This window comes from Bosea sp. Tri-49 (genome assembly GCF_003952665.1).
Lineage (GTDB): Bacteria > Pseudomonadota > Alphaproteobacteria > Rhizobiales > Beijerinckiaceae > Allobosea.
In genome coordinates this window covers 3,842,501-3,869,002 of record NZ_CP017946.1, presented here as the reverse complement: position 1 = coordinate 3,869,002, position 26,502 = coordinate 3,842,501, and the positions used below count along the sequence as shown (strand labels likewise).

Below are 26,502 nucleotides of genomic sequence, written 5' to 3'. Positions count from 1 at the left end.
GCGCTAGACCGTGCCGGCATCGACGATGAAATTCTGGCCGGCGCACATGCGCGAGACGTCGGAGCAGAGAAACAGCACCATCTGCGCGACGTCCTCCGGCTGGATCTCGCCCTTCAGCGCTTGCGCAGCCTGGTTGGCCGCGCCCTTCTCGGGTGTCCACCAATTGGTGCGCTGGCGCTCGGTCATGACCCAGCCGGGCGTGACGCAGTTGACCCTGATGCCATCAGGCCCCAGCGCCCGCGCCAGCGAGCGGGTGAAGCCGATCACCGCCGATTTCGCGGTGGTGTAGGCGATCATGTGCGGCGACCCCTTCATCCACGAGGTCGAGGACAGGTTGACGAGCGCACCGCCGCCGAGACCGCGCATGTCCGGCGCGAGCGCCTGCGCGACGAACATCATCGGCCGGAGGTTCACGGCGAGGCGATCGTCCCAATAGGCTTCCGTCACCGCGTCGAAATCGTGCCGCTCGTCATGGCCGGCATTGTTGACGCCGATGGCGAAGGGGCCGTGCACGGCGCGTGCCGCCGCGATCGCCGCTTGCGTGGCCGGGATGTCGCGTAGATCGACATAATGGAACGAGATAGAGCCGCCGGCGGCCGAAAGCTCGGACGCGAGCTGCTCGCCGCGCTCGGCATCGATGTCGAGGAAGGCGACCTTGGCGCCCTGCCGTGCCAGCGCCTCGACGACTGCGCGGCCGATGCCGTCCGCTCCTCCGGTGACCAGCGCCGCCCTGCCGGAAAGATCGGGATAGGAGGCTTCGACCCTCACCCGCCGAACTCCGCCGTGGGCAGGCCGGGGACGTCGACCGGCAAGGTGAAGAGCCCGCCCGAGAACGGTGCCTCGGCCAGCACGCGCGACGGCAGCCGGATGCGCGCCGAGGTTATGAACAGCGTCTTCAGGTCGGGCCCGCCGAAGGCGAGGCTGGTCGGGCGCGGCACCGGCAGCCAGACCTCGCGGTCCAGCCTGCCGTCTGGCGCGTAGCGGTGCAGGCACCAGCCATCCCAGATCGCGCACCAGACGAAGCCCTCGGCGTCGACCGCGAGCCCGTCCGGGCGGCCGGCGACCTCGGCGAAGACGCGGCGACTGGCGAGCGTGCCGGTCTTGGCCTCGAATTCATAGGCGTAGATGCGGCTATGGGCGGAATCGACGAAGTAGAAGGTCCGGCCATCCGGGCTCCAGTCGAGTCCGTTGGCGACGGTCAGCCCGCTCTCCTGCCGCTGCCAGGAGAGATCGGGCGCGATCGCGTAGAGCGCGCCCGAGGCGCGGCTGGCGTCCAGCCGCATCGTCCCGGCCCAGAGCCGGCCCTGCCGGTCGCATTTGCCGTCGTTGAAGCGGTTGTCGGGGATGTCGGCCTCGGGATCGGCGAGTGGGGTCAGCCGACCGCTGGCGAAGTCGAAGGCTTCCAGCCCCTCCTGCGTCAGCACCACCAGCCCGCCGCCGCGGCGGCCCAGCACGGCGCTGACAAGGCGCGGCAGCGTGACTTCCTCGTTGTTGCCAGTCGCCGGATCGAAGCGGTTGACCGAGGGTGCGAGGATGTCGACCCAGTAGAGCCGCTGCTCGCCTGCCGACCAATAGGGCCCCTCGGCGAGATGCGCGCCCCAGGGCAGGACGCATTGCACGTTGGGATCGACCGGGCGGGCCGAGCGTGGCGCCGGGGAAATGTTCATCTGCGTCGCGCCGACATTGCCGGAGATCTGCCTGGCAGCCGCCATCAGGTCGCGGCCGGTGGTGTGCAGGCGCTCGCGCGTCAGCCGCGAGGATGGGCCGAACACGCCGATCGCCGCCACGGCCCTGCCGGTATGGTCGAAGATCGGCGCTGCGACCGAGGCGACGCCGGCGACATGCTCCTCCTGCGAGACGGCATAGCCGCGCGCCCGCGTCAGAGCGAGGTCGGCGGCGAGCGCCTCCTCCTCGGTGATCGTCGTCTCGGTGAAGCGCTCGAGCTTCAGCCGATCGACGAGCGCGCGTTGCTCATGCGGCTGGACGAAGGCGAGCAGCGCCTTGCCGCCTGCCGTGCAATGCAGCGGCGCGCGCCGGCCGATCTCGATGCGGAAGCCATAGGGGCCGCCACGGCTGCGCTGGTCGATATAGAGCACCTCGCCATTGTCGATGGCGCAGAGTGCGGCGGTCTCGCGCGTTTCCTCGGCGAGCCGGTCCAGCGCCGGCGCGCCGGCGCCGCGGAGATCGAAGGATTCCCAGACGCGATGGGCGAGCTCGAACAGGCGGTGGCCGAGCCTGTAGGTGTTGTCGCTCTCCTCGTGCCGGATCAGGCGGAAGGTCAGCAGCGTGTTGAGCATGCGCGCCAGCGTGCCCTTGGGCAGGCCGGTCGCGGCCTGCAGGTCGCGGAAGCGCGGCGGCGCCGGCGCCTCGCCGATCACGTCGAGCAGATAGAGGCCCTTGGCGAGGGCGGCTGCGCCGGTCGGAACGTCGCGCTCGTCCGGCGTCAGGACGCGCGCTTCACCCGCGCCTGCGCCGCCTCGCCGATCATGCGCTCGAAGGTCCATTGCGGCTCGTACCCCAATTCGGTCCGGATCCTGGCGTTCGACGTCTCGTAGAAGACGCCGGCGCCCGGCAGGTCGATGGTCTTCAACGGCAGTCCCGTCAACTGCGCCATCATCGGCAGCGCGGCGGCGAAGTCGACCGGTTCGGTCGCGCCGAGATTATAGGTGCGGCCGGCGGCGCGCTCGTCCGATAGCGCCAGCAGGATACCGGCGACCATGTCGCGGGTGTCGGTGATGTGCATGCGGAAGGGACGGCCGGCCTCGTTGCGCGACAGCACCAGCGCCTCGCGCCCGTCGTCGACGGTGCGCAAGGCGGCGACGGCGGCCTGATTGCTGAAGCCTTCCTGCTGCCGGATCTTCGGCTGCAGGAAGAAGCGCGGGCCGGAGAAGAAGCTGCCGGGATCGAGCAGTTCGCTGGCATCCTGGGTATGCGAGAAGCGCAGGATCGTCGCCGGCACGCCGCTGGTCCGCTCGAAGAAGCGCACGATCTCTTCGCCCAGCAGCTTACTCAGTCCATAGGGCGAGCGCGGCTTCAGCGGGTGATCCTCGTCGATCGGCTGATAGTCCGGCACGTTCTCCGGATAGACCTCGCCGGAGGAGGCGAAGACCAGCCGCTTCGGCCTGGCCGCCGCGGCCTCTTCCAGCAATACGCGCGTGCCCTCGACATTTGCGGTGAAGAGCCTGTCGCGATCGGCCGGCAGCCAGGACATGAAGGCGCCGAGATGCAGGATCGCCTCCGCACCCTGCACGGCCTTCCTTGCGGAGGCTCGGTCGTCGAAGTCGCCGAGCACCTCGCGATAAGCGGGATGATCAATGCCGCTGGCGCGCAGGTCAAAGCCGGTGACGCGATGCCCTGCTTCGAGCAATTGGCGGGCGACGCGCGAGCCGACGCGCCCGGCACTGCCGGTGACGAGGACCGTACTCATCGGATCGCCTCGCCGCTCAAGGCATCGAAGACGTGCAGTCGCGCGGGATCGAAGGACAGCGTCAGCGTCGCCTCGGGTGGTCTCGGCTCCGGATTGATCAGGCGCGCGATCAGCGAGGTCCGCCGCGCTTCATCCTCGCCGCCCGAATTAACCTCGCGGCGGTGCTCCTCGGGCAGGTCGACATAGACGTATTGCTCGCTGCCGAGGCTCTCGATCAGCCGCGGGCTGACCGCGAAGGAGACCTGCCCCGGTCCGGCGGCGATGTGCTCGGGCCTGAGGCCGACGACGATGTCCTTGCCGGCGAGCGCAGCGGCGTTAGCGAGCGGCAGGGTCACGTCGTGGCCGAACAATTTCGCGGTCACGCGGCCACCAGTGGCCTGCGCTTTCGCCTTCAAAAAATTCATGCCGGGCGAGCCGATGAAGCCGGCGACGAAGAGATTGGCCGGCTCGCGGAACATCACATCGGGCGCGGCGATCTGCTGGATCACGCCGTCCTTCATGATGACGATGCGGTCGGCCATCGTCATCGCCTCGGTCTGGTCGTGGGTGACGTAGATCGTGGTGACGCGCAGCCTCTTGTGCAGGGCGCTGATCTCGGCGCGGGTGTGGACGCGCAATTTGGCGTCGAGATTGGAGAGCGGCTCGTCCATCAGGAAGGCCTGCGGCTCGCGCACGATGGCACGGCCGAGCGCGACGCGCTGGCGCTGGCCGCCCGAGAGCGCGCGCGGCCGCCGCTCGAGCAGATGGTCGATGCCGAGGATTTTTGCGGCCTCGTTGACACGCCTGGTGATCTCGCCGGCATCGGTGCCGCGCATCTTCAGGCCGAAACCCATGTTCTTGGCGACCGTCAGATGCGGGTAGAGCGCGTAGTTCTGGAAGACCATGGCGATGTCGCGATCGCCCGGCGCGAGGTCGGTGACATCGCGCTCGCCGATGCTGATCGTTCCCGAGGAAGCTTCCTCCAGCCCGGCGAGGATCTTCAGCATGGTCGACTTGCCGCAGCCGGAGGGGCCGACGAGGACGACGAATTCGCCATCGGCGATGTCGAGTGAGAACGCCTTGAGGACGGTGAGCCCGCCATAGGATTTGGTGACGCTGTCGATACGGATTCCAGCCATGCGGGTTCTCTTACTTCTCGGCGCCGGCCGTCAGGCCGCCGACGAGATAGCGCTCGAGGAAGAGGTAGATCGCGAGGATCGGCAGGGCGACGAGGATGGAGGCGGCGGAAATGTCGCTCCAGTTCGAGATGTACTCGCCCTTCATCGTGGTGATGCCGAGATTGGCGGTCCAGTTGCCCTGGGCGTTGGTCAGGAAGGTGCGGGCATAGGCATAGTCCGACCAGGACAGCACGAAGCCGTAGAGCGCGGTTGCCGCCAGCCCCGGCGCCGAGACCGGCAGGATCACCCGGACCAGCGCGCCAAGCGGCGAGCAGCCATCGACCATCGCCGCCTGCTCGAGCTCGCGCGGGATCGTGTCGAAATAGCCCTTCAGCATCCAGGTGGTGAACGGGATGATCAGCGTGGCGTGGGCGAGGATGATCGACCACAGGCTGCCGATCAGCTCGAGATTGCGGAAGATGCCGAAGAGCGGGATGACGAGCAGCGTCGCCGGCAGCATCTTGGCGGTCAGGATGAACAGGCCGAGCGACTGGCCGCCGCGCACCCGAAAGCGCGACAGGCTGTAGCCGGCGAGCACAGAGACGATCATGGAAATGGTAACGGCCCCGATCGCCGCCAAGGCCGAATTGCCGAGCCAGAGCAGGATCGGCCGCTCGGCCATGATCTGGCCGAACACGCCCCAGCGCGGCTCAGCTGGCCAGAAGCTCGGCGGCAATTGCCGAAGCTGGCTCGGTTCGGAAAGCGCGGTGACGACGAGCCAGTAGATCGGGAAGACCAGGATGGCGCAGGTCAGGGCGACGCCGGCATAGAGCAGGGCGTGACGTGTGGTTTTCCGTCTCATCGCCGCCTCCTCAGATATTGTCCGGCGCGCGGGAGATCATCAGCCGGCTCGCGATCACGCAGACGATCAGGGTGATGACACCGATGGCCGAGGCGTAGCCCATCTTGAAGAAGCCGAAGGCCTGTTCGTAGGTCATGATCGAGAGCGACTGCGTCGCCTTCAGGGGCCCGCCGCCGGTCAACACGTAGATGATCGAGAAGTCGCGGAAGACCCAGAGCATCACCAGCACGAGCGTGACGCCGATCACCGGCATCAGCGAGGGGATGGTGATGTGGATCAGCCGCTGCCAGGCGCGGGCGCCGTCGACCTTGGCAGCGTTGTAGAAATCCTCCGGGATCGACTGCAAACCGGCCAGCATCATGATCGAGACGAAGGGATAGCCCTTCCAGACCATCACCGTCGTGACCACGGCGAAGGCCGCGTCGGGCGAGGAGAACCAGTTGATCGTCTGGTCGACGAGGCCGAGCTTGATGAAGAGCCAGTTCATCAGGCCGAAGGAGGAATCGAACAGCCAGGCGAAGATCACGACCGCGATCACTTCCGGGATCGCCCAGGGCAGGGCGACGAGCAGCCGCGCCAACGCCTGGCCCTTGAAGCGATTGTTGACCAGGAGCGCCGTGCTCAGCCCGAGCAGGAAGCAGAAGAACGAGACGATGGTGACGAGCTTGAACGTCACCCAGCAGGCGTACCAGAACTCCTCGGAGGCAAAGAGCCGCTCGTAATTGGCGGTGGTGAACGGCCGGCGCGGCTGGTCGAGCCGGGCGATGTTGACGTTCTGGAAGGAGAGGTCGACCGAGACGAAGAGCGGATAGACGATGATCAGCGCGATCAGCAGCACCGCCGGCGCCAGCAGGAGATAGCCGAGCCAGTGCCGCCGGCTCGGGCGGGCGAGGTCGAGGCTGAAGCCGGGCATGGCAGGTCGTCTCCTGGCGAGTTCCGTCATTCTCGGGCGGCGTGGAGCGCCGACCCGAGAATCTCGTGACGAGAGGGCTCTGGTTTCCGAGATGGCCGGGTCAAGCCCGGCCATGACGAGTGGTGGGCCTCACTGCTTCTGCAGCGCCTCGGCCTTGGCCTGCATCGTCGCCGCGACCGCCTTCGGGTCGAGGTCCTGGATGATCATGCGCTGCGATTCTTCCATGACCATCTTGGCGAATTCGTTGAACTGCAGCTCCAGCCCCTTCGGGATCCGGTCGACCTTGGCGTCGGCGGCGGCCTTGGTCGCCTGCACCAGAAGGTCGAAATGCGGCGTGTCCTTGGTCGCGGCCGAGGTGTCGGCGCGCGGAGAGGGCGGCGGCGAGGCGCCCAGCGTCGCATAGCTCGACTGGAACTTGTCCGAGGTCGCGATCGCGATGAAATCCCAGACCAGCTTCTTGTTCTCCTTCGGCGCGTCGGCGGCGATGCCGAGCACGTTCGAGGAGCCGCCAACCGGCGGATTGAACGGCACCATGCCGAGCTTGATCTGGTCCTTGGCCTTGCCCTTCTGGATGATCGGGTAGAGCCAGGGGCCGTCCATCTTCATGGCGATCTTGCCGTCGGCGAACATCTGGCGGACCTCGCCGGCCGGCAGGTCGCGTGGGGTCAGGCTGGTCTTGACGATAGTCTTCCAGCGCGAGAGACCCTCGATCATCTGCGGCGTATTGATCGTCACCTTGCCGGCATCGTTAGTCCAGCGCCCGCCGGCATCGAGCGTATAATTCATCATCTCGCTCATATACTGACCGCCGCCGCCCTTGGTCTCGTGACCGGTGCCGAACTGGTCGACGATGCCGTCGCCATTGACGTCCTTGGTCAGCTTCTGCGCCGCGGCGAGGAACTCGGCATAGGTCTTCGGGACAGAAAGACCTTCCTTCTTCAGGAGGTCCTCGTTGTAGGCGAAGATGTAACCGAAATAGAGCATCATCGTGCAGACGGTCTGCTTGTTCCAGCTGCAGGTGTCCTGCCCGGCCCAGCCCTTGAGGTCGAATTTTGCCTCCTTGATGTAAGGATCGAGCGGCTCCAGCCAGCCATTATCGGCGAACTTCTGGAATTCGAACGAGGCGAGATGGACGATGTCCGGCGGCTTGCCGCCGGCGAACAGCGTTGTCATCGTGTCGGCATAGGCGCCGCGCTCGACCTTGGTCCATTCGATCTTGACGCCAGGATGGGTCGCCTCGAACTCCTTGATCACCGAGCCCCACCAGTCGCCGACGCCGCGCTCGTCCTTCTGCCAGGAGACGAACTTCAGCACCTTGCCCTGCGCCATAGCGGCGCCGGGGAGAAAGCCGGCGGCGAGCGCGAGCGCAGCCGCGGAGAATGCAAGCCTTGTCCTCGTCATGGTCTCCTCCTCCCTTGGTTGTTGTCGCTACAGCCGCTTCAGCAGCTTGAGCGCTTCTTTCGATGGCTCGACCCCGAGGCCGGGCCCGCTGGGCAAACGGTAGAAGCCGTCGCTGCAATCCATGTCGCCAAGGAGCAGCCGCCGGTTCGGCTCGAAGATCGAATGCTGGAATTCGTGGCACTCGACCGCCGCGAGCGCCGAGGATGCGTGCAGGCTAGCCGCCAGGAACAGGCCGATGCCGATCGTGGCATGGGGGATCACCCGGAGGTGATGCGCCTGAGCGTAAAGGCCGATGCGCATGAACTCGGTCACGCCCTTATGGCCCATCTCCGGCTGCACGATCGCGCAGGCCCGCCGCGCGACACGCGGCACGAGATCATAGACGGTGCGCCACTCCTCGCCGGCCGCGACCGGTGTCGAAACTTTGGCTGCGACATGAGCGAGGCCGTCGAGGTCTTCCGGCTTCACCGGCGCCTCGGCGAACCAGAGACCGTGCGGCTCCATCGCTCCGATCGCGGCGACGGCCTCCTCGCCGGTATGGACCCAGTGCATGTCGCAGGCGATACGCGCTTTCGGCCCGAGCTTTTCGCGCAAGGTCGCGATCTCCGCGACATTGCCGTCATCGGCGACCGGGGCAGCAAACTTGAAGCTGTCGAAGCCCTTCTCCTGCCATTCCGCGGCGAATTCGGCCCGCTCCGCCCGCGTCGGCTTCGGCAGGCCGGAGATGTAAGCCGGCAATCGATCATGCTTCTGCCCGCCGAGCAGCTTGACCAAAGGCAGGCCGCAGAGCTTGCCGCACAGGTCCCAGAGCGCGATGTCGATCGCCGCGAGAGCGTCGAGATAGAAACCGCCGGTATAGCCGCGCACCCGCATCAGATCGTAGAGGTCGTCATGGATGACGCTGACGTCGCGCGGGTCGCGCCCGACGACGAAGGGGCCGAGCAGGTCGTCGATGATCGCCATCGCCGCGCCGGGCGCGACGATGCCATAGGTCTCGCCCCAGCCGACTGCGCCGCTTGCCGTCTCGATCCGGACGACCACGGTGCGGTCGACCGTCGGATAGACCGTGCGGTTACCCTTGCGGACGATATAGCCGTGATCGTTGATGCGCTCGCCCTCGCGCAGGGCGCCGAGATAGGGCGTCTCGCGCGGGATGGTGATCGAGAAGACCTCGACGCGGGCGACGCGCTCGGCCATCACGCGCCTCCGCCGAGCTTGGGCGCGCGCGGCTCGACCGTCATGAGGTCGGCGCAGGCGTCGAGCCAGGCGTCGATCTCGGCGACGTCCAGCGCGTCCATCGGCGGCACTTTCGCCCGCACGACCTGATTGGTCATCACGCCGCGCCGCGTCAGCACATGCTTGGTGAAGGCCATGCGGAAATTGAACTGGATCACCAAGAGCGGCAGCGTGCGCATATAAAGATCGCGCGCGCGGGCGGTGTCGCCGTCTCGGTAGGCCCGGTCCATCGCGACATGGACATCGGCGAGCTCGACCGCGGGCATCGCGCCGCAGGCGCCGCGATTATACTCGTCGATCAGGTAGCGCGCCCCGCCGCCGCCGATCACGCCCTTGAGATGCGCCGGCTTGCCGGCCGCGATCGCCGAGATGGCGAGGCCGGACGGCAATGTCTCTTCCTTGACATAGGTGATCGCCGGATTGTCGCGGACGATCTGGAGGATCGCCTCGGGCTTGAGGTCGGAGCCGCGCGGCGCCGGAGCGTTCTGCAGCACGATCTCGATGCCGGGCACTGCCGCGGCGATCTCGCCATAGAAGGCCGAGACGGCGTCCGTCGTCGTACCGACGCTTTTCGGTGCCTGGATCATCACATGGCGGATGCCGTTGGCGAGCGCCTCGCGGCAATGCGAGATCGCTTCGAGGGCAGTCGGCGCGCTCGCCCCGGCGACGATTGGCAAGCGTCCGCCGATCCTGGTGACAACCACCTTCAGCAGTGTCGTCCGCTCCGCCGCGGTGAGCTCGTCGACCTCGCTGGCGAAACCCGGGAACACCACGCCGTCGACACCGCTGGCGATCGCGAAATCGACGATCCCAGCCATCGCCACGGAATCGATCGCCCCTGCGTCCGTGAACGGCGTCGGCAACACCGGGAGCATGCCCTGCAGCACTGCGTTCCTCCTATCGATCCATATTATGGATCATTTGTTTTCTAATATGGACCGTACTTCTCGCGTAGAGAATCGTCAAGCGCGCATGAAAAAGGCCGCCAGGTTTGTCGCCCGGCGGCCTCCATGGTTTCGCAGCCTCTGGCGGCGGTCAGTGCTTGTGAGCCTCGGCCGGAGCGCGGGCGCCGACCGATTGGACGGAGAATTCGACCGGGACCGGCCCGGCCTTCTCGAAGGTCAGCGTGCCCTTGACCTTTTCGCCTTCCTTGAGCTGGCGCTTCAGATCCATGAACATGATGTGGTAGCCGCCGGGCTTGAGCTCGGTCTTGGCGCCGGGCTTGAGCTCAACGCCCTCAGGCAAGCCGCGCATGGTCATCACGCCGTTGTTCATCGACATCTCGTGGATCTCGACCTTGCCGGCGATCTCGCTCGAGCCGCCGAGCAGGCGATCGGGCGCGGCGCCGGTATTGGTGACCGCGACATAGCCACCGGCGACCTTGGCGCCGGCCGGGGTTGCGCGCGTCCAGGGCTGCTCGATCTTGAGCAGGCCGGCGCTGTAGTCCTGCGCGATGGCGGTGCCGCAGGCCAAGGCGAGGGCTGTAGCAGCAAAAGTCAGGCGAAACGTGATCATGTCGAAGCTCCTTGCGTGATCAAAGGGAGAGGCGGGTCCTGGCGAGTTCGGCATTGCGCCGGGCGGCGTCGATCAGGGGCTTGCGCCGCGCCAGCACATCGTTGGTCAGCTTGGCGCCGGCGCGCTCGGGCGAGCCGGCGTCGAAAGGCGGTTGCGGATCATATTCCAGCACGAGCTGGATCAGGCGGGCGGTCTCCTCGTCGCGCAGCTTGGCAGCGACCGTCAGGCCGAAATCGATCCCGGCCGTGACGCCGCCACCGGTGATGCGGTTGCGGTCAGTGACGACGCGGCTGTGCTCGACGCTCGCGCCCATCAGCGCCAGCAGGTCGCGAATGTACCAGTGGCCGGTTGCGCGATAGCCCTTGAGCAGCCCGGCGGCGGCGAGCACCAGCGCCCCCGTGCAGACCGCAGTCACATAGCGGGCACGCGCACCGCGATCAGCGAGGAAGGCGAGCGTCTGCGCATCGTCCATCAGCGCGACGCTGCCCTTCAGCCCGCCCGGGATGAACAGGACATCGAGCTCTTCCGGGCAATCGGCATAGCTCGTGCTCGGCGTGACCGGCAGCCCGAGATCGTTCGCGACCGGCTGCCGGTCCTTCCAGACCAGATGCAATTCCGCCCGTAGCAGCGAGAACACGGTGAGCGGCCCGATCAGATCGAGCATCACCATGTCGGGATGCACCAGCATGGCGATCCGAGGAGCACTCGTGCCTGCAGGCTGAGCCAGCGTGGTTTGTGGAAGCCCGGCGAGCAATCCCGACAGCGCGCCGGCCGCCGCCAAGCCCGTCCAGTCGCGTCGTGTGATGTCACCTGTCATGGCCTGATCTCCACGGTCTCCTTGAGGCGGGTCATCTCGAAATCCGAGACCAGGATTTCGAGCTCGACGGTCCAGCGGCCGGCGAGGGGAAGCGTCAGATCGCCGACCTGCCAGCTGCCGTCCGCCTGCCTCGTGGCCTGCCGCTCGATCGGCTCGATGCCGGCCTCCGGCCGCGACAGGGTAAGCCGCAGTTCCTTCGCCGCGAGCGGGCCGAACTCGCCATTGAGCAGCGAGACGGTGATCGTCACGGGGCCAACCCGGCCCGGCGTCACGCTGACATCGGCCATCGCCTTCTCGGTGTGGATATGGACGCTCGCCGGCTGCGCCGCGGCCGCGATGAGCGCGCGGGGCGGCGGCGTGAAGCGCCAGAGCGCGGCTGTGCCGAGGATGACGAGCACAACGACCATCTCGGCGGCAACGACCCGGCGCAGCTGCTGCGCTCCGGCAATTTGCCCCGCTGCGGCCTTTGTCGTCAGCCGGTAGCGATTGAAGCTCGCAAGCCCAAGCAGGACCGCGACGAGGCCGAGCTTGGCGAGGAGGACGTTGCCATAGGCGGTTTCGAGCAGAGCCTGCGGTCGCTCGACCTGCACGATGGCGAGGACCAGGCCGCTAAGCAGGAGCACGATCAGCAGATACGGGATGCGTGCGGAGAACCGCGTCAGCGCAACCGCGCCCGCAGGCTCGCGCAGCGCGAAGGCGAGGGGCATCAGCGCACCGGCCCAGCCGGTGAGGGCGACAGCGTGCAGGAAGACTGCCGGGCGCATCAATAACTGCGGCGCGGCTGCGCTGGCATGGCCGCTGGCCGCAAGGGCGAGGCCGAGGCCGAACCAGCCGGCGAGCGCCAGCATGCGGCCGATCGCGCCGGGCGCGACCAAGGCCGCGAGCGCTGCGAGCAGGGCCAGTGTCGCGACCAGAGCGGTGCGGCCGAAGCTGCTTGCTGCGGCCGCTTGCCAGACGGGCGCTTGCAAGGCGCCGGAGGGCGGAAGCGCCAGCGCATCGAGCCCCTGCGCCGCGAGCGCTACCGGCAAGGAAATGAGGCCAAGCGCGAGGAAGCCTGCAATCGGCCGTCGCGCAGCCGCGGGCAAAGGCGCGACCCAGACGATGAAGGCGGCGCCGCCAATGCCGAAGGCAAGGCCGAGATAGAGCCCGAGCTTGGCGAGCCAGAGCATGAAGCGCACGGCCGGTTCGCTTTGCGTCGTCACGACCGGAGCAGCGCTGGGCGCGCCGATCGAGAACACCACCGAGCCACCGACCGGATGGCCGTCCTCCGAGATGACGCGCCAGCTCAGTACATGCGTGCCTTGGCCGAGATCGGCGGGTGGCGCGATCGAAAGCGTCCGGTCCGAGAGCGTGAAGCGCCCGAGTGACCGTGCGGTTCCGTCTGGTCCGATCAACTTCAGCACCAGCGGCGAGACCGGTTCGCTAAAGCTCAGGCTGAATTCGCCGGGCGCGCCGGCGACGACCGCGCCGTCGGCCGGAACGGTCTTCGTCAAGGCGGCATGCGCCAGCGCCTGCCCCGCCGTCGCGAGCGAGGCGATGGCGAGGCCGAGCAGGATGAGGAGGAGGCAGAGCTGTCGGGTCATGGCGGTAAGGCGGCCGGGCGGAAAAACCCGGCCGCGCTTGCTCACTTCTTCGACAGGAGCTTCAGGCCGGGCGCCGGGAACTTGTAATCGTCAGCCGACTTGCCGGCTGCCGGGATCTCGATCCAGCGCTCGACCGCACCGCCCTCGCATTCCTGCACCACCGGCACGTAGAGCATGGTCTCCGGCTTGAGGTCGGCGGTGAGGTAGCCGCGCAGGACGAACTCGTCATAGTGCTCGTCGAGCAGCTTGCCGCCGCTCCAGCTGACCTCCGTGACACCCTCAGCCGTCGGCGTGCCGTAATAGTCGTAAGGCTTCTCGTACTTGCCCTTGGTGGTTTCGAGCGTCCAGCCGGGCTTGGGCATCGGCTTGACCGCGATAACGCCCTCGGGGATGCGGACGCGGACCTTGGTCGTGGCCGCGCCCTTGCAGCCATGCGGCACGCGCAGCACCGCCTTGTAGGTCGAGCCGACCGGGGCCTGCTGGGTCTCGAGCGTGACATGGGCGAAGGCCGGGCCGGCAGCGAAAGCCGCGACGAGGGCGGCAAGCGAAAGCGATTTCATCGTGGGAATCCTTACGGAATGGGCGCCGGGATGACCGGCACAGCCGCGCGGAGGCGGCATTGGTTCGAATGAGCGCGCTGGCAGCTTTGCCGTCGCGAGCGAATGGGATGGGGGGAGGCCACTAACGGCCGTCAGAGAGAAGCTGGTGGCGCGACGGAGCGCGCAGGCCAGTCCCGTTCAGAGGCCGGCGGGCGGTGCGCGCGGATTGGCCGGGGAGCGGCCGGCGATGAAGCCGGATGGCAGGTCGAGCCGGCGTTGGAAGGCGACGAGATCGACGGCGCGGTGGACGACCGGCAGGGAGTTGGTCGGGGCCGCCGGCGCGCCAGCACCAGTGAAGGCGCAGCCGAGCATGCAGCAGGTCATCAGCTCGTGCGTCGCCGCGGCACCATCGCTCTGCCCTATCGGCATGTCGCCGCCGGCGCAGAGCGTCATCGCCAGCGAGCGGTCGAGGCTGAAGCTCGCCGCATTAGCGCCGGAGGCGAGACCTGCGAAGACAGCCTGCAGCACGACGAGATAGGCCGCGGCCAGCGCGACCCAGCGTCTCATCCCTGCTTTACGGCGCCCTGCGGACAAAATCGGCCCTCCAGCCGTTTCGATAGCATGGCTGCCGGCAGGGTCAATTTGCGTCAGTGTCTCAGTGGCCGTGGTGCTCGCAATGGCTATGGTCGGCCAGCGCTTCGATCACGGCGCAGTCGCTTGCGGCGACGCCGCCCGAGCAAACCGTTGCGATCCGGGCGAGTTCCGCTTCGAGCGAGCGCAACCGCGCGATCTTGTCGCGGACCTCGTCGAGATGCTCGGCCGCGATCGCATGGGCTTCGTCGCAGGCCATGCCGGGTGTGTCCGAAAGCCGCAGCAGAGTGCGGATGCTCTCGACCGCGAAGCCAAGATCGCGCGCATGCTTGATGAAGGCGAGCCGCTCGACATGAGCGCGGCCATAGCGGCGCTGGTTGCCTTCGGAGCGCTCGGGCTCCGGCAGCAGGCCGACCTGCTCGTAATAGCGGATGGTCTCGACCTTGACGCCGGTGCGCTCCGCCAGCATCCCGATCGGCACCACGCGTTCGAGGGCCTTTGCGAAGGTTTTCGCCGGCTGCATGATTTTCCCTCTTGAAGCTGTAGTGGCTACAGGTTGTAGGTAGGTGGTCCCGCAACGCTGTCAAGCGGAGACGCCGATGGCCACTGCCGCCAAAACCGAAACGGAAACGCTGTCCTGGAAGGTCGGCGGCATGGATTGCGCAAGTTGCGCGGCGAAGATTCGCGGCGCGGTCGAGCGCCTGCCCGGCGTCTCCGATGTCCGGCTCTCGGTGATGTCGGAGACGCTGACACTTGCCCTCGACGAGAGCCGGACCCGGCGCGACGCTATCGAAAAGCGCGTCGCCAGCCTCGGCTATACGACGACGCAGGCCAGCGCGCCGCGGGCGGCGGCTCCAGAGCCGGCGTCAAGCTGCGGCTGTAGCCACGATCACGGGTCGGCGAGCAAGGCGCATGGCCACGCGGTTAAGCATGATCACGATCACGCCCATGATCATGCGAGCTGCGGCGGGCACGATCATCACCATGACCACGAGCACGATCACGGCCATGATGACCATGGTCACGGCAAGGCCAAGCCGGCCGCCACCGACCATGGTCACGGCCTGCCCGGCCATGTCCATGAGCCGACGCCGGACGGCGTCGCCTGGTACCAGACCGGCAAGGGCAGGCTCGTTCTGCTGACCGGCGCGCTGCTCGCCAGCGCCTGGCTTTCCAAGCTCGCTGTATCTGAAGCGGCCGCCTATTGGGTCTTCGTCGCGGCCTGTGTGATCGGCGTGGTGCCGGTGGCGCGGCGCGCTTTCGCCGCGGCTGCCGTCGGCCAGCCCTTCACCATCGAGATGCTGATGACGATCGCTGCGACCGGCGCGCTCGTCATCGGTGCGGCTGAGGAGGCGGCGCTGGTCGTCTTCCTCTTCGCCGTCGGCGAGGTGCTGGAAGGCGTTGCGGCCGACCGCGCCCGCGCCTCGATCCGGGCGCTGGGCGATCTCGTGCCGAAGACGGCGCTGGTCGAGGAGAATGGCGAGACCCGCCAGGTCGATGCCGCCCAGCTGAAGGTCGGTCAGATCGTACTGGTGCGCCCGGGCGATCGCATTCCCGCCGACGGTGCGATCAGCGACGGCGTCTCCGGCATCGACGAGAGCCCGGTCACCGGCGAATCCGTGCCGAAGACCAAGGGCGTCGGCGATTCCGTCTATGCCGGCTCGGTCAATCGCGAGGCGGCTTTGCGCGTGCGCGTCGAAAAGGCGGCGCAGGACAATACGATTGCCCGCATCATCCGCTTGGTCGAGGAAGCCCAGGAGGCGCGCGCACCGACCGAGCGCTTCATCGACCGCTTCTCGCGCATCTACATGCCGGCGATCGTCGGCCTCGCCATCCTGGTCGCGCTGGTGCCGCCGCTCGCCTTCGGCGCCGACTGGTCGGTCTGGATCTACCGGGCGCTGGCGCTGCTGCTGATCGGTTGCCCCTGCGCGCTGGTCATCTCGGTGCCGGCCTCGATCGCGGCGGCGCTCTCGACCGGCGCGCGCCAGGGCTTGCTGCTCAAGGGCGGCGTGGTGATCGAGGCTGCCGCCCGCACCGGCGTCGTCGCCTTCGACAAGACGGGAACGCTGACCGCGGGCGAGCCGCGCGTCACCGAAATCGTCGCGCTCGGCCGCGATGAGCGCAAGGTCGTCGAGCTCGCCGCTGCCGTCGAGACCGGCTCCAGCCATCCGCTGGCATTGGCGATCATCGCCCGCGCCAAGGCACATGCGATCCCGGTGCGGCCGGCAGCCAATGCCGGGGCGCTTGCCGGCAAAGGCGTGACGGGCTCGCTCGACGGGGTCGACATCTTCGTCGGCGCGCCGCGCCACGCCAGGGATCGCGCCAGCTTCGATGCAGCCGCGCTGGAGGCAGTCGAGCGGCTTGAAACCGCCGGCAAGACCGTCGCCGCGGTCATCGCCGATGGCGCGCTCGCCGGCCTGATCGCCCTGCGCGACGAGCCGCGCGAGGATGCCGCCGCCGCCATCGCCGAGCTCAAGGCGCTCGGCGTCCGCTCGGTGATGTTGACCGGCGACAATGCCCGCACCGGTGCCGCTATCGCCGGCTCGCTTGGTCTGGAGCACAAGGCCGAATTGATGCCGGACGACAAGGTCAGCGCCATCAAGGAACTCGCGCGCGAGGCGCCGGTGATGATGGTCGGCGACGGCATCAACGACGCCCCGGCGCTGGCCGCCGCCAATATCGGCGTCGCCATGGGCTCGGGCACCGATGTCGCGCTCGAGACCGCAGACGGTGCGGTGCTGAAGAGCCGGGTGCGTGACATCGCCGCGATGATCCGGCTGGCCCGGGCGGCGATGGGCAACATCCGCGCTAATATCGCGATCGCGCTCGGCCTGAAGGCGGTGTTCCTCGTGACCAGCGTGCTCGGCTACACCGGTCTCTGGGTCGCGATTCTCGCCGATACCGGCGCGACCGTGCTGGTCACAGCGAACGCGCTGCGCCTGCTGCGCTTCAACGCCGACAAGACCGGCTGAGGAGGCCTCCCATGTCCGGCATGGAGATCGCCAGCTATCTGATGGCCGTCGTTTACGTCGTCAGCTTCCTCGCCATGTCGGCGATCCTGGCGAAGGAGGCAGGCCGTCTGGTCTGGCTGTTCGGCAAGGGCAAGGAGAAGCAGAGGCTGCCGGCGCTGCTCTTCCGCCTCGCCTTCGCCGGCGCCGTGCTCTGGCCGCTCTGGCTCGCCGCCTTCGGCAATCCCGTGAAAGGCGATCCGCTGGCTGCCGCCCTCGACGGCCCCTGGTTCGATGTCCTTGGCCATCTCCTCGTCGTCATCGGCGCCTGCATCGCGCTGTTGTCGCAGCGCTATATGGGTGCCTCCTGGCGCATCGGCGCGGCCGAGGGCGAGCAGGGCGCGATCGTCGACAGCGGACCTTTCGCGATCTCGCGCAACCCGGTCTTTGTCGGCCAGGCCCTGCTCTTCATCGGCCTTTTCATCGTCCTCCCGAGCCTGGTGCAGGCGGCGCTGACATTGGCGCTGCTGATTGCGATCAGGCTGCAGGTCGCGATCGAGGAGCGCGTGCTCGCCGCCTCGCTCGGCCGGCCCTATCTCGCTTACAAGACCCGTGTCCGGCGCTGGCTCGGCGTCAGCGGCCGCGCAGTGGGAGAGGTGGCATGAGCTGGTCGCGCAGGCTTGCTTCCGCAACTGCGGTTGCGCTCGCCGCTTTCGGGCTCGATCAGGCCAGCAAATGGCTGATGCTCGAGATCGTGCTCAACCCGCCGCAGCTGATCGAGCTCACGCCGTTTCTCAATTTGCGCCTCGGCTTCAATACGGGCGTCAGCTTCGGCCTGTTCCGGGATACGCTCGAAGCCTGGCCGGGTCTGCTCGGGCTGTTCAAGTTCGCGGCCGGCTTTGGCCTGCTGGCCTGGGCGGCATTCGCTGGCCACCGGCTCGAACGCATCGGCCTGGCGCTGATGGCGGGCGGTGCCTTCGGCAATGCGCTCGATCGCTGGCGTCAGGGCGCGGTCACCGATTTCCTCGACCTGCATTGGGGTGACTGGCATTGGCCGACCTTCAACGGCGCCGACATCGCGCTGACCTTCGGCGTGGTGCTGATGCTTCTGGCGACCCTGCCGGTCATGAACCGAACGCCGGACCGAGCCCCCACATGAACGGAGCATCGTAATGGGTGCTGGACATTCGCATGGCGGCAGCGCCGGCACAGCGGCGGGCCGGCACAAGTCACGGCTCGCCATGGCCTTCGGCCTGACCTTCGCCTTCATGCTCGCCGAGGCGATCGGCGGCCTGTGGACCGGCAGTCTCGCGCTGCTGGCCGACGCGGCGCACATGCTGACCGATGCCGGCGGTCTTGCTTTGGCACTGGTCGCGATCCGCTTCGCCGAGAAGCCGGCGACGCCGCAGCGAACCTATGGCTATGTCCGCATGGAGATATTGTCGGCGCTCGCCAACGCCGTCGTCCTGCTGCTGCTGACGCTCTACATCCTCTACGAGGCCTATGAGCGCTTCCAGAACCCGCCGCCCATCCTTGGCGGGCCGATGCTCGCCGTCGCGGTCGTCGGGCTGATCGTCAACCTGATCAGCATGAAGCTGCTCGCCGGCGGTTCCTCCGAGAGCCTCAACGTCAAGGGCGCCTATTTCGAGGTGCTGAGCGACATGCTCGGCTCGCTCGGCGTCATCATCGCGGCCGTGATTGTTATGGCGACCGGCTGGACGCTCGCCGACCCGATCGTCGGCGCCGGCATCGGCCTGTTCATCGTGCCGCGGACCTGGATACTGCTGAAGCAGGCGGTCCATATCCTGATGGAAGGCACGCCGCCGGAGGTCGATATCGCCCTCTTGGAGAAATCGCTGCTGGCGCTGCCCGGCGTCAGCGCCGTCCATGACCTGCATGTCTGGACGCTGACATCGGGCCTCGATGCGATGAGCGCGCATATTGTCGTTGCCGACATGGCGCAGGCTCGGGAGACGCTCGTCGCGGCCAACCGGCTGCTCGCCGAAGAGTTCGGTTTGAAGCACACCACGATCCAGATCGAGGACGAGGCGATCCGCCGGACCGATGGTCACGAGCAGCGCCTCTAGTCACCGCAATTCCGACACAGGCACAGCTGAAAGCCGACCCATGGAATCGTTCATCGCCGCCCTGGTCTCGCTCCTCATCCTCGATCCGATCCAGGGGGCCATCACCAGCCAGCTCTCGACCCTCGGCATCCCGCGCGACAGCGCCGAGAAGGTCGTCGCCTGCGCTCGCAGCGCGACACCGGCAATCGTCTCGCGCGTCGGTGAGAATCCGGGCTGGGCCGCCGTCCAGGTCGTTCGCTTCTGGACCGGGATGGCGAGCCCGGATGTCGTGCTGGTCGAGATCGCGCCGCAGTGCTCCGGCGCGGTCGAGACGGCCAAGCGCGCGATCGGCCGCTCGGCCTGACGCTTCAGGGCTTCGGGCCGACAGGTTCTGCCGGCGCCGAATGCGCCTTTGGATCGTTCAGGTGCCGGCGATCCTCGCTCTCGCGCATCCGCACGACGGTGACGGCGTAGAACAGGATCGCCAATGCTGTCAGGGAGGCCGCGAGCGCGGCGTTTCGCGATCTCGTCATGGTGGGGTCAGCGCCCGGCCAGCAGCGGCGCCAGGATCGCGTCGAACTGCGCGAGCGAGAGCGCGCCGACCTCCTTCTTGCCGTTGACGAAGAACGTCGGTGTCGACTCGACGCCGAAGCCTTTTGCGCGCTCGGAGACCTGCCTGATGCCCTGATAGATGTCCTCGCGCTTCAGGCAGGCCTCGACGCCATCCTTGCCCATGCCGGCCTGGCGCATCGCCTGGGTCAGCCCGTCCAGCGGCTTGTCGGAATGGGCCCAGCCTTCCTGCGTCCGGTAGAACATGTCGACGACCGGATACCATTTGTCCTCGCCGGCGCAGCGGGCGAGCATGAAGCCGGCCATCGCCAGCGGGTCGAGCGGGAATTCGCGGATGATGAAGCGCACCTTGCCGGTGTCGACATATTTCGCCTTGAGCTCTGGCCAGGTCTTCATGTGGAAGTTCATGCAATGATGGCAGGTGAGCGAGGCGTATTCGATCACCGTCACCGGCGCTTCCGCCGCGCCGAAGACCTGTTCCGGCAGCGGGCCGGGGTCGAGCAGGGCGGTCGGCGCCTGGGCGAGAGCCGGCACGGAGAGCGAGCCGGCGAGGCCGAGGGTGAGCGATTGGATGACAAAGCGGCGGTCGAGCATGGCGTGATTCCCCTTTCGCCACCCTTCTGCGACCTGAAGCCACCTGAGCTTCAAGCGGCGAGGGCGGGCGATCCCGGGAAGGCCGTTCACGAAAACGTCAATTGAACCTCGACCGGCCTGAGGTTGCAGGGTCGCGCGGGTTCAAACCCGTTCACGAGTCGTTAGCGCCAGACGCCGATAATTTTAGCCATGTCCGATCGCTCTCTTTTCCAGCGTCTCCGGCGCTTCGCGCTGCTCGGCGTCGCCGCCATTGCACTGTCGTCCTGTGTCGGGATGGAAGGTGATGGTCGCGGCAACCAGCCATTGCCGGCCGCACTCGTCTCGCAGATGTCCGCCAAGGGCATGAGCCAGGCCGACCCGATCGTCGTGCGCCTCTATAAGAAAGAGAGCGAGCTCGAAGTCTGGAAGCGTGACCGCTCCGGCCAATATGCCCTGCTCAAGACCTACCCGATGTGCCGCTGGTCCGGCCAGCTCGGCCCGAAGAAGCGCGAGGGCGACCGGCAGGCTCCGGAGGGCTTCTATACGGTGACGCCTGAGCTGATGAACCCGAAGTCGGCGTACTACCTCTCCTATAATCTCGGCTATCCGAACGCGCTGGAGAAGGCGCAGGGCTATACCGGCTCAGCCCTGATGATCCATGGCGCCTGCACCTCGGCTGGCTGTTACGCCATGACCGATGACGGCGTCACCGAGCTCTACGGGATGGCGCGCGAGGCCTTCGCCGGCGGGCAGCGCAGCTTCCAGGTCCAGGCCTTCCCCTTCCGGATGACGCCGGAGAACCTGGCGCGCCATCGCAGCAATCCGAACATCGCCTTCTGGCGCAATCTCAAGGAAGGCTCGGATCATTTCGAGGCGACGCGCCAGCCGCCCAGGCTCGCGACCTGCGGTGGGCGCTACGTCTTCAATCCGGCGGGCGATGCCTCCGCTTTCGTCCCCGGCGCGCCGTGCCCGGCCTATCAGGCGGATCCCGAGGTCGAGCCGCTGGTCGCGGCCCGCAACGAACGCGATCAGGCCCGCATCGCCGAGCTCGCCGGCAGCCTGCCGGCGATGAGCTATGCGCTGATGGATGGCGGCATGCATCAGAGCTTCCGCAAGCTCCTGCGCAATATCGGGCCGGAGCGGATGCAGCCCATGGTCGCCGGTAAGGTCGAGATCAGTGCGCCCCAGGCCGCATTGGCCGATCCCTATGGCGGTGGCGACGATGAGCCGCAGCAGGCGACGGCGACCGGGTCGATCTTGTCGCGTTGACGCCGGGCAAGCCGGCGGCCAGACATAGCGCCATGCCAATCCTCAAGATCATTCGTTACGGCGCCTGGGCCGCGATCGCCCTCGTCGCTTTCGTCGTGGGCGCAATCACGCTCGGCTGGTGGCGCGTCGACGGGCCCGGCCGGCCGGGCTCCGGCGCCGCCGTGTCGACCCCGCTGGCCGATGTCGGCGGGTCCTTCACATCGACCGACCATACCGGCCGCAAGGTCACGCAAGCCGATTATCTCGGCAAGCCGACGCTGGTCTTCTTCGGCTTCACCCATTGCCCCGAGGTCTGCCCGACCACGCTGTTCGAGCTCACCACTCTGCTCGGCAAGCTCGGCGCCGAGGCGGACAAGCTCAATGTGCTGTTCGTCACCGTCGATCCCGAGCGCGACACGCCGGCGCAATTGGCGCTCTACCTGCAATCCTTTGATCCGCGCATCGTCGGGCTTTCCGGCACGCAGGCCGAGGTCGATGCGGCGCTGAAGGCCTACAAGGCCTATGCCAAGCGGCTCCCGACCACGGATGGCTACACCATGGACCACACCGCCTCGGTCTATCTGATGGACGCGGAAGGCCGCTTCCGCAGCCTGATCGACTACCATGAGGAGCAGGCTTCGGCGCTGGCGAAGGTCAAGCTGCTGCTGAAGCGCTGAGGGCTGCCTCAGCGCCGGTTCATCAGGATCATCTTCTCCTGTGTCATGTCGCGCATGGTGTAGGGGATGCCACCGGTGCCGTAGCCGGACTCCTTGCGTCCGGCGAAGGGCATCCAGTCGGTGCGGAAGGCGGTCGGGTCGTTGACCATCACCGCCGAGGCATCGAGCCGCTCGGCGGCGCGCAGCGCAACGTCGATATCCTGCGCGAAGACGCTGGCCTGGAAGGCGACATTGAGCGAATTGGCCCGGGCGATGGCCTCGTCGAGCTTGCTGTAGCGATAGACACAGACCAACGGGCCGAAGACCTCGAGCTGCGAGACCTTGGCGTCGGCGGCAGGATCGAGCAGCACCGCCGGCTCCAGCGTCGTCTTGGACAGCCGCTTGCCGCCGAGCGCGAGCTTGGCTCCGCCCTTGACGGCTTCGTCGATCCAGCTTGCGACCCGGTCGGCCTCCTTGGGCAGGATCAGCGGGCCGACCTCGGTCTCCTTCAGCACGGGATCGCCCGTGCGCAACTTGGCGACGCGCGCCACCAGTCGCTCGGTGAAGGCGTCGGCGATTTCCTCATGCACGTAGATGCGCTGCGTCGACACGCAGACCTGGCCGGCATGGTAGTAGCCGCCCTTGACCAACGGCTCGATGATTCGCTCGAGATCGGCACTGCGGTCGACGATCGCCGGCGCCGCCCCGCCATGCTCCAGCGCCGAGCGCGCGCCATGCGCCAGCTTAGAATGCAGGTACCAACCGACCTTGGCCGAGCCGATGAAGCTGAGGAAGGCGATGCGCCGGTCGGTCACGAGCTTTTCGGCGAGCTCATTGGTCTCCGGCAGGAACATCTGGCACCAGGCCTCCGGCAGGCCGGCCTCGTGCACCAGCGCGATGAAGTCGCGGCAGCAAAGCGGTGTCGTGCTCGCCGGCTTGATGATCACCGGGCAACCGACGGCGATCGCCGGCGCGACCTGATGGACGATCAGGTTGAGCGGGTGGTTGAAGGCTGAGATCGCCGCGACGATGCCGATCGGCTCCTTGGTGGTGAAGGCCCAGCGCCCGGCCGCGGCCGGCGTCAGCCCCATCGGGATCTCGCGCCCGGCGAAGTTCCGGAGTTCGTCGGCGGCGTTATGGACGCCGTCGATGGCGCGCGTCGTCTCGATGATTGCATCGGTCAGCGGCTTGCCGCCTTCGCGCGCGATCTGGCGGGCGAAATGGTCGCGTTTGGCCGACAGCAATTCGGCGAGCTTGCGCAGGATCGCGATCCGCTCATGCGGTTTCAGCCAGTTGCCGCGATCGCGGAAGACCTTGTCGGCCGCCGCGAGCTTGGCTTCGAGCGCTGCGGCATCATCAGTGGCGATCTCCTCGATCGGCGCGCGATCATAGGCCTGCACGACCTGCAGCATGATGAGCTCCTTCGCTTGGTCCGTATCAGGCCAGTTCGATATCCGGCGTCTTGTTGCGCAGCTCCTCAACGAGGACGCGCGTATTCTCCGAGTAATCGATCGGAATCTCGACGAGATGGACGCCCCCGCCGGCAAAGGCGGCTTCCAGCGTCGGCACGAGCTCGGCGGCAGAGCCGACGCGTGAACCCTTGGCGCCATAGGCCTGCGCATAGCGAACGAAATCGGGATTGCCGAAGCTCATGCCGTAATCGGCGAAGCCGTCGACCGCCTGCTTCCAGCGGATCATGCCATAGGCATTGTCGTTGAGGACGACGACGACAAGGTTGAGGCCGAGGCGAACTGCGGTCTCCATCTCCTGGCTGTTCATCATGAAGCCGCCATCGCCGCAGACCGCCATGACCCGGCGCTTGGGATGCAGCATCGCCGCCATCATCGCCGAGGGCAGGCCGGCGCCCATCGTCGCCAGCGCATTGTCGAGCAGCAGCGTGTTGGCGACATGGGTGCGGTAGTTCCGCGCGAACCAGATCTTGTACATGCCGTTGTCGAGGCAGACCATGCCGTCTTCCGGCATCACCGCGCGGATGTCGTGAACGATGCGCTGCGGCGTGACCGGGAAGCGATCCTCCTCGGAGCGGTCGTTGAGATGGGCGAGAATCCTCTGGCGCAAATCCAGCATGACCGGATCGGCTTCGAGCCGGCCGCCAAGCCGCTCGGCCAAGGCCGCGACCGTTGCGCCGATGTCGCCGATCACCTCGGCATCGGGGTGGTAGACCTGCTCGACCGTCGCCGACTGATAGCCGACATGGATCACCTTCGGCCCGCCGGCGCTCTTCATCAGGAACGGCGGCTTCTCGATCGTGTCGTGGCCGATCGCGATGATCAGGTCGGCCCGGTCGATCGCCTGATGGACATAGTCGCCTTCGGACAGGGCAGCGGTGCCCATATAGAGGTTCGAGCCGCCGGTGACTGCGCCCTTGCCCATCTGGGTGTTGAAGAAGGGCAGCTTCACCCGCCGCACGAAATCGGAGAGCGGCTCGATCAGCCGCGGCCGGTTGCCGGCGGCGCCGATCATCACCAGTGGCCGCTTGGCCGCCAGGATCATCTCTGCCGCCCGGGCGATCGCTTGCGGATTTGCGATCGGCTGTTCCAGCGGATGCACCGGGATCAGCGGCACATCGGCGACCTCCTCGCCGGCGATGTCCTCCGGCAGTTCGAGATGGACCGGGCCGGGCCGCTCCTCCATCGCGACGCGGAAGGCGTCGCGCACCACCGCCGGGATGCTGGCGGCGCTGACGATCTGCCGGGTCATCTTGGTCAGAGGCTTCATCGAGGCGACGACGTCGACGATCTGGAAGCGCGCCTGCTTGGCACTCATGATCGCCTTCTGCCCGGTGATCAGGATCATCGGCATGGCGCCGAGATGGGCATAGGCCGCGCCGGTCGAGAAGTTGAGCGCGCCGGGCCCGAGCGTCGCGATGCAGACGCCCGGCCTGCCGGTCAGCCGCCCATGCGTCGCCGCCATGAAGGCGGCGGCCTGCTCGTGCCGGGTCAGGACGAGCTCGATCTTCGAGGTCCGCAGCGACTCGACGACGTCGAGGTTTTCCTCGCCTGGGACGCCAAAAATGCGGTCGACGCCCTCGTTCTCGAGTGCGGCCACCAGAAGATCGGAACCCTTGGTCATCGTCATCGCCTATCCGGAACGCCTCGATACCCGAAAAGGTAGGCTGCCTATGCGCGAAGGGAAAGCCGGCGCATGGCAGGGTTGCTATCGGGGCAGGGAGGTCCCGATGCCGGCAGCGCGCGCCTTCTCCAGGACGAGATGCGCCAGCGCAAGATCGGCCAGTGCGAAGCCGCGGAAGCAGAAGAGCGAGCGCTTCTCGCCAGCCCCGGTAGGCGGCGTCTGCGAGAGCGTGGTGAGATCATGGCCGAAGCGGACGCTCGTCACCGGCTGCCCATCGACATCATAGGGCGCCTGCGACTGGGCGAGGCTGTCGGTGGCGAGGATGTCGAAGGCGGGCAGGGCCTGGGGCAGCCAGCTGCGACCGGTGTCGACCGCTGCGGCGAAGGCGACCGGCTTCATCCGCCTGGCATCGAGGAAGGGGCGCAGGTCCGGCGCTGCCGGGACCATCGAGATGACGATGTCGGCGCGTGTGAGGAGCGCATCGGCGTCATCGACGATTTCCGTCGCGAGGCCATTCGCAGCGGCAGCAGCCTCGGCCAGGCGCTCGGCCGAGCTGCGGCTGCGGCTCAGCATCAGGGCGCTCGCGAGGCCGGGGTAGAGATCATGGAAGGCGGCGAGATGGGCATGGGCCTGCAGGCCGCAGCCGACGAAGCCGATCGTACGGGCATCAGTTGGTGCGAGCAGCGAGGCCGCAGCCGCCGACATGGCTGCGGTCCGCACGAGCGTGATCTCATCGCCGGCGAGGACGGCGAGCGGGGTACCGGTTGCATAGTCGCTGACGCAGATCAGCGCGCTCACGCTCGGCACGGTGCTGCCCGGCTGCGTCGGCGCGGAGGCGACCCATTTCACCGCGGCGATCGCCTGCGCCTGCGAGGCCGCCGTCATCGCCTGGAACGCGTGGCCGGGTCCGAGAGCGAGCGCACTCTTCGGCAGGCTTCGATTCAGACCGGCGGCATGGTCGCGAAAAGCGCCGAGCACGGCCTCGCGTGCCTCGCCTGGAGCCACCGCGCAGGCGCACACATCATGATGTGAGAGATAGAGAAGAGAGTTGCTCATCGACCGAACCGCATCGTGACGGGACACAAAAGCACTGGGCTGCCGGTAACCGGGAGCCCATGCGGTTCGGTATGAGCACCGGTGAGGCGATGGGCAAGGCCCGGGCTTTCGCCCCACCTAGGCGGCTCTGCCATGAGGCGAGGTGGTCGGGGCCGCGATCCGGCGGTGGTATAGGTCAGTTTGCCGGAGGCTCTTTGCCGCGTAAGTGATAAGTCATTGAAATTACGTGATCTTCAAGCGGGAAGGCGCTTTTGTCGAAAAACTTTCATCTGCTGTGTTGACAGGGTGAGCGGGTGGCCCCTATAAAGCGG

The 26,502-nt window shown here is 67.2% G+C and carries 27 protein-coding genes; 7 read left to right on the top strand and 20 right to left on the bottom strand.

Translation table 11 applies throughout. The annotated features are described in order from the left end of the window. Positions 1-3: 3 nt before the first annotated feature. The 15 genes from BLM15_RS18665 to BLM15_RS18595 all read right to left on the bottom strand — a co-directional run bounded on the left by BLM15_RS18665 (position 4) and on the right by BLM15_RS18595 (position 14,465). Positions 4-768, bottom strand: a complete 765-nt coding sequence (locus BLM15_RS18665) for an SDR family NAD(P)-dependent oxidoreductase (RefSeq protein WP_126114155.1) — start codon at positions 766-768, stop codon at positions 4-6. Continuing rightward, the gene (locus BLM15_RS18660; RefSeq protein ID WP_126114154.1) at positions 765-2,504 is read right to left on the bottom strand and encodes an SMP-30/gluconolactonase/LRE family protein; all 1,740 of its coding nucleotides are present in this window, start codon (positions 2,502-2,504) and stop codon (positions 765-767) included. The genes BLM15_RS18665 and BLM15_RS18660 overlap by 4 nt, the downstream gene beginning before the upstream one ends. Then, positions 2,444-3,427 (bottom strand): NAD-dependent epimerase/dehydratase family protein, encoded by a 984-nt coding sequence (locus BLM15_RS18655; RefSeq protein WP_126114153.1) that lies wholly within the window; start codon positions 3,425-3,427, stop codon positions 2,444-2,446. The genes BLM15_RS18660 and BLM15_RS18655 overlap by 61 nt, the downstream gene beginning before the upstream one ends. Next, positions 3,424-4,545, bottom strand: a complete 1,122-nt coding sequence (locus BLM15_RS18650; protein WP_126114152.1) for an ABC transporter ATP-binding protein — start codon at positions 4,543-4,545, stop codon at positions 3,424-3,426. The genes BLM15_RS18655 and BLM15_RS18650 overlap by 4 nt, the downstream gene beginning before the upstream one ends. Before the next feature lie 10 nt (positions 4,546-4,555). After that, positions 4,556-5,386, bottom strand: coding sequence for a carbohydrate ABC transporter permease (locus BLM15_RS18645; protein ID WP_126114151.1), 831 nt, complete (start codon positions 5,384-5,386; stop codon positions 4,556-4,558). 10 nt (positions 5,387-5,396) lie between these two features. Beyond that, positions 5,397-6,299: a carbohydrate ABC transporter permease gene (locus BLM15_RS18640; protein WP_126114150.1), complete on the bottom strand. Its 903-nt coding sequence runs from the start codon at positions 6,297-6,299 to the stop codon at positions 5,397-5,399. Positions 6,300-6,428: 129 nt separating this feature from the next. Next, positions 6,429-7,700 (bottom strand): ABC transporter substrate-binding protein, encoded by a 1,272-nt coding sequence (locus BLM15_RS18635; RefSeq protein ID WP_126114149.1) that lies wholly within the window; start codon positions 7,698-7,700, stop codon positions 6,429-6,431. A gap of 27 nt (positions 7,701-7,727) precedes the next feature. Beyond that, positions 7,728-8,897 (bottom strand): mandelate racemase/muconate lactonizing enzyme family protein, encoded by a 1,170-nt coding sequence (locus BLM15_RS18630; protein WP_126114148.1) that lies wholly within the window; start codon positions 8,895-8,897, stop codon positions 7,728-7,730. Next, on the bottom strand, positions 8,897-9,811 hold the full coding sequence (locus tag BLM15_RS18625; RefSeq protein ID WP_164547700.1) for a dihydrodipicolinate synthase family protein: 915 nt from the start codon (positions 9,809-9,811) through the stop codon (positions 8,897-8,899). Before BLM15_RS18625 ends, BLM15_RS18630 begins: the two co-directional genes overlap by 1 nt. 160 nt (positions 9,812-9,971) lie before the next feature. After that, positions 9,972-10,451, bottom strand: a complete 480-nt coding sequence (locus tag BLM15_RS18620) for a copper chaperone PCu(A)C (protein ID WP_126114146.1) — start codon at positions 10,449-10,451, stop codon at positions 9,972-9,974. A gap of 19 nt (positions 10,452-10,470) precedes the next feature. After that, positions 10,471-11,268 (bottom strand): DJ-1/PfpI family protein, encoded by a 798-nt coding sequence (locus BLM15_RS18615; RefSeq protein WP_126114145.1) that lies wholly within the window; start codon positions 11,266-11,268, stop codon positions 10,471-10,473. Beyond that, on the bottom strand, positions 11,265-12,851 hold the full coding sequence (locus BLM15_RS18610; RefSeq protein WP_126114144.1) for a copper resistance CopC/CopD family protein: 1,587 nt from the start codon (positions 12,849-12,851) through the stop codon (positions 11,265-11,267). The genes BLM15_RS18615 and BLM15_RS18610 overlap by 4 nt, the downstream gene beginning before the upstream one ends. Before the next feature lie 41 nt (positions 12,852-12,892). Continuing rightward, positions 12,893-13,411, bottom strand: a complete 519-nt coding sequence (locus BLM15_RS18605; RefSeq protein ID WP_126114143.1) for a YcnI family copper-binding membrane protein — start codon at positions 13,409-13,411, stop codon at positions 12,893-12,895. 177 nt (positions 13,412-13,588) lie between these two features. Then, the gene (locus BLM15_RS18600; RefSeq protein WP_126114142.1) at positions 13,589-13,957 is read right to left on the bottom strand and encodes a hypothetical protein; all 369 of its coding nucleotides are present in this window, start codon (positions 13,955-13,957) and stop codon (positions 13,589-13,591) included. A gap of 88 nt (positions 13,958-14,045) precedes the next feature. After that, complete coding sequence (locus BLM15_RS18595; RefSeq protein ID WP_126116253.1) at positions 14,046-14,465, bottom strand: MerR family transcriptional regulator; 420 nt, start codon at positions 14,463-14,465, stop codon at positions 14,046-14,048. 115 nt (positions 14,466-14,580) lie between these two features. On the opposite strand from BLM15_RS18595, the gene BLM15_RS18590 reads away from it, so the two are divergent. The 5 genes from BLM15_RS18590 to BLM15_RS18570 are packed head-to-tail and all read left to right on the top strand — an operon-like array spanning position 14,581 to position 19,359. Beyond that, positions 14,581-16,953 carry a heavy metal translocating P-type ATPase gene (locus tag BLM15_RS18590; RefSeq protein ID WP_126114141.1) on the top strand — a complete coding sequence of 791 codons (2,373 nt, stop codon included), beginning with the start codon at positions 14,581-14,583 and terminating at the stop codon, positions 16,951-16,953. Between the two features lie 11 nt (positions 16,954-16,964). Next, entirely contained in the window at positions 16,965-17,594 is a 630-nt protein-coding gene (locus BLM15_RS18585) for a methyltransferase family protein (protein WP_126114140.1), read from the top strand. Further along, positions 17,591-18,088: a signal peptidase II gene (gene lspA, locus BLM15_RS18580; protein ID WP_126114139.1), complete on the top strand. Its 498-nt coding sequence runs from the start codon at positions 17,591-17,593 to the stop codon at positions 18,086-18,088. Before BLM15_RS18585 ends, lspA begins: the two co-directional genes overlap by 4 nt. 13 nt (positions 18,089-18,101) lie before the next feature. Beyond that, positions 18,102-19,016 carry a cation diffusion facilitator family transporter gene (locus BLM15_RS18575; RefSeq protein WP_126114138.1) on the top strand — a complete coding sequence of 305 codons (915 nt, stop codon included), beginning with the start codon at positions 18,102-18,104 and terminating at the stop codon, positions 19,014-19,016. 40 nt (positions 19,017-19,056) lie between these two features. Continuing rightward, positions 19,057-19,359, top strand: coding sequence for a hypothetical protein (locus BLM15_RS18570; protein ID WP_126114137.1), 303 nt, complete (start codon positions 19,057-19,059; stop codon positions 19,357-19,359). A gap of 4 nt (positions 19,360-19,363) precedes the next feature. Here the strand turns inward: BLM15_RS18570 and BLM15_RS31410 are convergent, their stop codons facing one another. Both BLM15_RS31410 and BLM15_RS18565 read right to left on the bottom strand, forming a co-directional pair. Continuing rightward, positions 19,364-19,528 (bottom strand): hypothetical protein, encoded by a 165-nt coding sequence (locus BLM15_RS31410; RefSeq protein ID WP_164547569.1) that lies wholly within the window; start codon positions 19,526-19,528, stop codon positions 19,364-19,366. Between the two features lie 7 nt (positions 19,529-19,535). Further along, entirely contained in the window at positions 19,536-20,159 is a 624-nt protein-coding gene (locus BLM15_RS18565; RefSeq protein WP_126114136.1) for a DsbA family protein, read from the bottom strand. Between the two features lie 189 nt (positions 20,160-20,348). Between BLM15_RS18565 and BLM15_RS18560 the strand changes: the two genes are divergently transcribed. Both BLM15_RS18560 and BLM15_RS18555 read left to right on the top strand, forming a co-directional pair. Then, the gene (locus BLM15_RS18560) at positions 20,349-21,407 is read left to right on the top strand and encodes a L,D-transpeptidase family protein (RefSeq protein WP_126114135.1); all 1,059 of its coding nucleotides are present in this window, start codon (positions 20,349-20,351) and stop codon (positions 21,405-21,407) included. A gap of 32 nt (positions 21,408-21,439) precedes the next feature. Then, positions 21,440-22,063, top strand: coding sequence for an SCO family protein (locus tag BLM15_RS18555; protein ID WP_126114134.1), 624 nt, complete (start codon positions 21,440-21,442; stop codon positions 22,061-22,063). An 8-nt stretch (positions 22,064-22,071) separates the two neighbouring features. On the opposite strand, the gene BLM15_RS18550 is transcribed toward BLM15_RS18555, so the two are convergent. The 3 genes from BLM15_RS18550 to BLM15_RS18540 all read right to left on the bottom strand — a co-directional run bounded on the left by BLM15_RS18550 (position 22,072) and on the right by BLM15_RS18540 (position 26,191). After that, the gene (locus BLM15_RS18550) at positions 22,072-23,454 is read right to left on the bottom strand and encodes an aldehyde dehydrogenase family protein (RefSeq protein ID WP_126114133.1); all 1,383 of its coding nucleotides are present in this window, start codon (positions 23,452-23,454) and stop codon (positions 22,072-22,074) included. Between the two features lie 25 nt (positions 23,455-23,479). Further along, positions 23,480-25,135, bottom strand: a complete 1,656-nt coding sequence (locus BLM15_RS18545; RefSeq protein WP_126114132.1) for an acetolactate synthase large subunit — start codon at positions 25,133-25,135, stop codon at positions 23,480-23,482. Between the two features lie 84 nt (positions 25,136-25,219). Further along, positions 25,220-26,191: an ornithine cyclodeaminase family protein gene (locus BLM15_RS18540; RefSeq protein ID WP_126114131.1), complete on the bottom strand. Its 972-nt coding sequence runs from the start codon at positions 26,189-26,191 to the stop codon at positions 25,220-25,222. Positions 26,192-26,502: the final 311 nt, after the last annotated feature.

What these genes read in the sequence shown, in the direction of transcription:
- BLM15_RS18660 (WP_126114154.1), bottom strand. Translation starts at nt 2,504, where the DNA reads ATGGACCTTCGAGCGCATGATCGGCGAGGCGGCGCAGGCGCGGGTGAA.
- BLM15_RS18655 (WP_126114153.1), bottom strand. Translation starts at nt 3,427, where the DNA reads ATGAGTACGGTCCTCGTCACCGGCAGTGCCGGGCGCGTCGGCTCGCGC.
- BLM15_RS18650 (WP_126114152.1), bottom strand. Translation starts at nt 4,545, where the DNA reads ATGGCTGGAATCCGTATCGACAGCGTCACCAAATCCTATGGCGGGCTC.
- BLM15_RS18645 (WP_126114151.1), bottom strand. Translation starts at nt 5,386, where the DNA reads ATGAGACGGAAAACCACACGTCACGCCCTGCTCTATGCCGGCGTCGCC.
- BLM15_RS18640 (WP_126114150.1), bottom strand. Translation starts at nt 6,299, where the DNA reads ATGCCCGGCTTCAGCCTCGACCTCGCCCGCCCGAGCCGGCGGCACTGG.
- BLM15_RS18635 (WP_126114149.1), bottom strand. Translation starts at nt 7,700, where the DNA reads ATGACGAGGACAAGGCTTGCATTCTCCGCGGCTGCGCTCGCGCTCGCC.
- BLM15_RS18630 (WP_126114148.1), bottom strand. Translation starts at nt 8,897, where the DNA reads ATGGCCGAGCGCGTCGCCCGCGTCGAGGTCTTCTCGATCACCATCCCG.
- BLM15_RS18625 (WP_164547700.1), bottom strand. Translation starts at nt 9,811, where the DNA reads ATGCTCCCGGTGTTGCCGACGCCGTTCACGGACGCAGGGGCGATCGAT.
- BLM15_RS18620 (WP_126114146.1), bottom strand. Translation starts at nt 10,451, where the DNA reads ATGATCACGTTTCGCCTGACTTTTGCTGCTACAGCCCTCGCCTTGGCC.
- BLM15_RS18615 (WP_126114145.1), bottom strand. Translation starts at nt 11,268, where the DNA reads ATGACAGGTGACATCACACGACGCGACTGGACGGGCTTGGCGGCGGCC.
- BLM15_RS18610 (WP_126114144.1), bottom strand. Translation starts at nt 12,851, where the DNA reads ATGACCCGACAGCTCTGCCTCCTCCTCATCCTGCTCGGCCTCGCCATC.
- BLM15_RS18605 (WP_126114143.1), bottom strand. Translation starts at nt 13,411, where the DNA reads ATGAAATCGCTTTCGCTTGCCGCCCTCGTCGCGGCTTTCGCTGCCGGC.
- BLM15_RS18600 (WP_126114142.1), bottom strand. Translation starts at nt 13,957, where the DNA reads ATGAGACGCTGGGTCGCGCTGGCCGCGGCCTATCTCGTCGTGCTGCAG.
- BLM15_RS18590 (WP_126114141.1), top strand. Translation starts at nt 14,581, where the DNA reads ATGGCCACTGCCGCCAAAACCGAAACGGAAACGCTGTCCTGGAAGGTC.
- BLM15_RS18585 (WP_126114140.1), top strand. Translation starts at nt 16,965, where the DNA reads ATGTCCGGCATGGAGATCGCCAGCTATCTGATGGCCGTCGTTTACGTC.
- lspA (WP_126114139.1), top strand. Translation starts at nt 17,591, where the DNA reads ATGAGCTGGTCGCGCAGGCTTGCTTCCGCAACTGCGGTTGCGCTCGCC.
- BLM15_RS18575 (WP_126114138.1), top strand. Translation starts at nt 18,102, where the DNA reads ATGGGTGCTGGACATTCGCATGGCGGCAGCGCCGGCACAGCGGCGGGC.
- BLM15_RS18570 (WP_126114137.1), top strand. Translation starts at nt 19,057, where the DNA reads ATGGAATCGTTCATCGCCGCCCTGGTCTCGCTCCTCATCCTCGATCCG.
- BLM15_RS31410 (WP_164547569.1), bottom strand. Translation starts at nt 19,528, where the DNA reads ATGACGAGATCGCGAAACGCCGCGCTCGCGGCCTCCCTGACAGCATTG.
- BLM15_RS18565 (WP_126114136.1), bottom strand. Translation starts at nt 20,159, where the DNA reads ATGCTCGACCGCCGCTTTGTCATCCAATCGCTCACCCTCGGCCTCGCC.
- BLM15_RS18560 (WP_126114135.1), top strand. Translation starts at nt 20,349, where the DNA reads ATGTCCGATCGCTCTCTTTTCCAGCGTCTCCGGCGCTTCGCGCTGCTC.
- BLM15_RS18555 (WP_126114134.1), top strand. Translation starts at nt 21,440, where the DNA reads ATGCCAATCCTCAAGATCATTCGTTACGGCGCCTGGGCCGCGATCGCC.
- BLM15_RS18550 (WP_126114133.1), bottom strand. Translation starts at nt 23,454, where the DNA reads ATGCTGCAGGTCGTGCAGGCCTATGATCGCGCGCCGATCGAGGAGATC.
- BLM15_RS18545 (WP_126114132.1), bottom strand. Translation starts at nt 25,135, where the DNA reads ATGACCAAGGGTTCCGATCTTCTGGTGGCCGCACTCGAGAACGAGGGC.
- BLM15_RS18540 (WP_126114131.1), bottom strand. Translation starts at nt 26,191, where the DNA reads ATGAGCAACTCTCTTCTCTATCTCTCACATCATGATGTGTGCGCCTGC.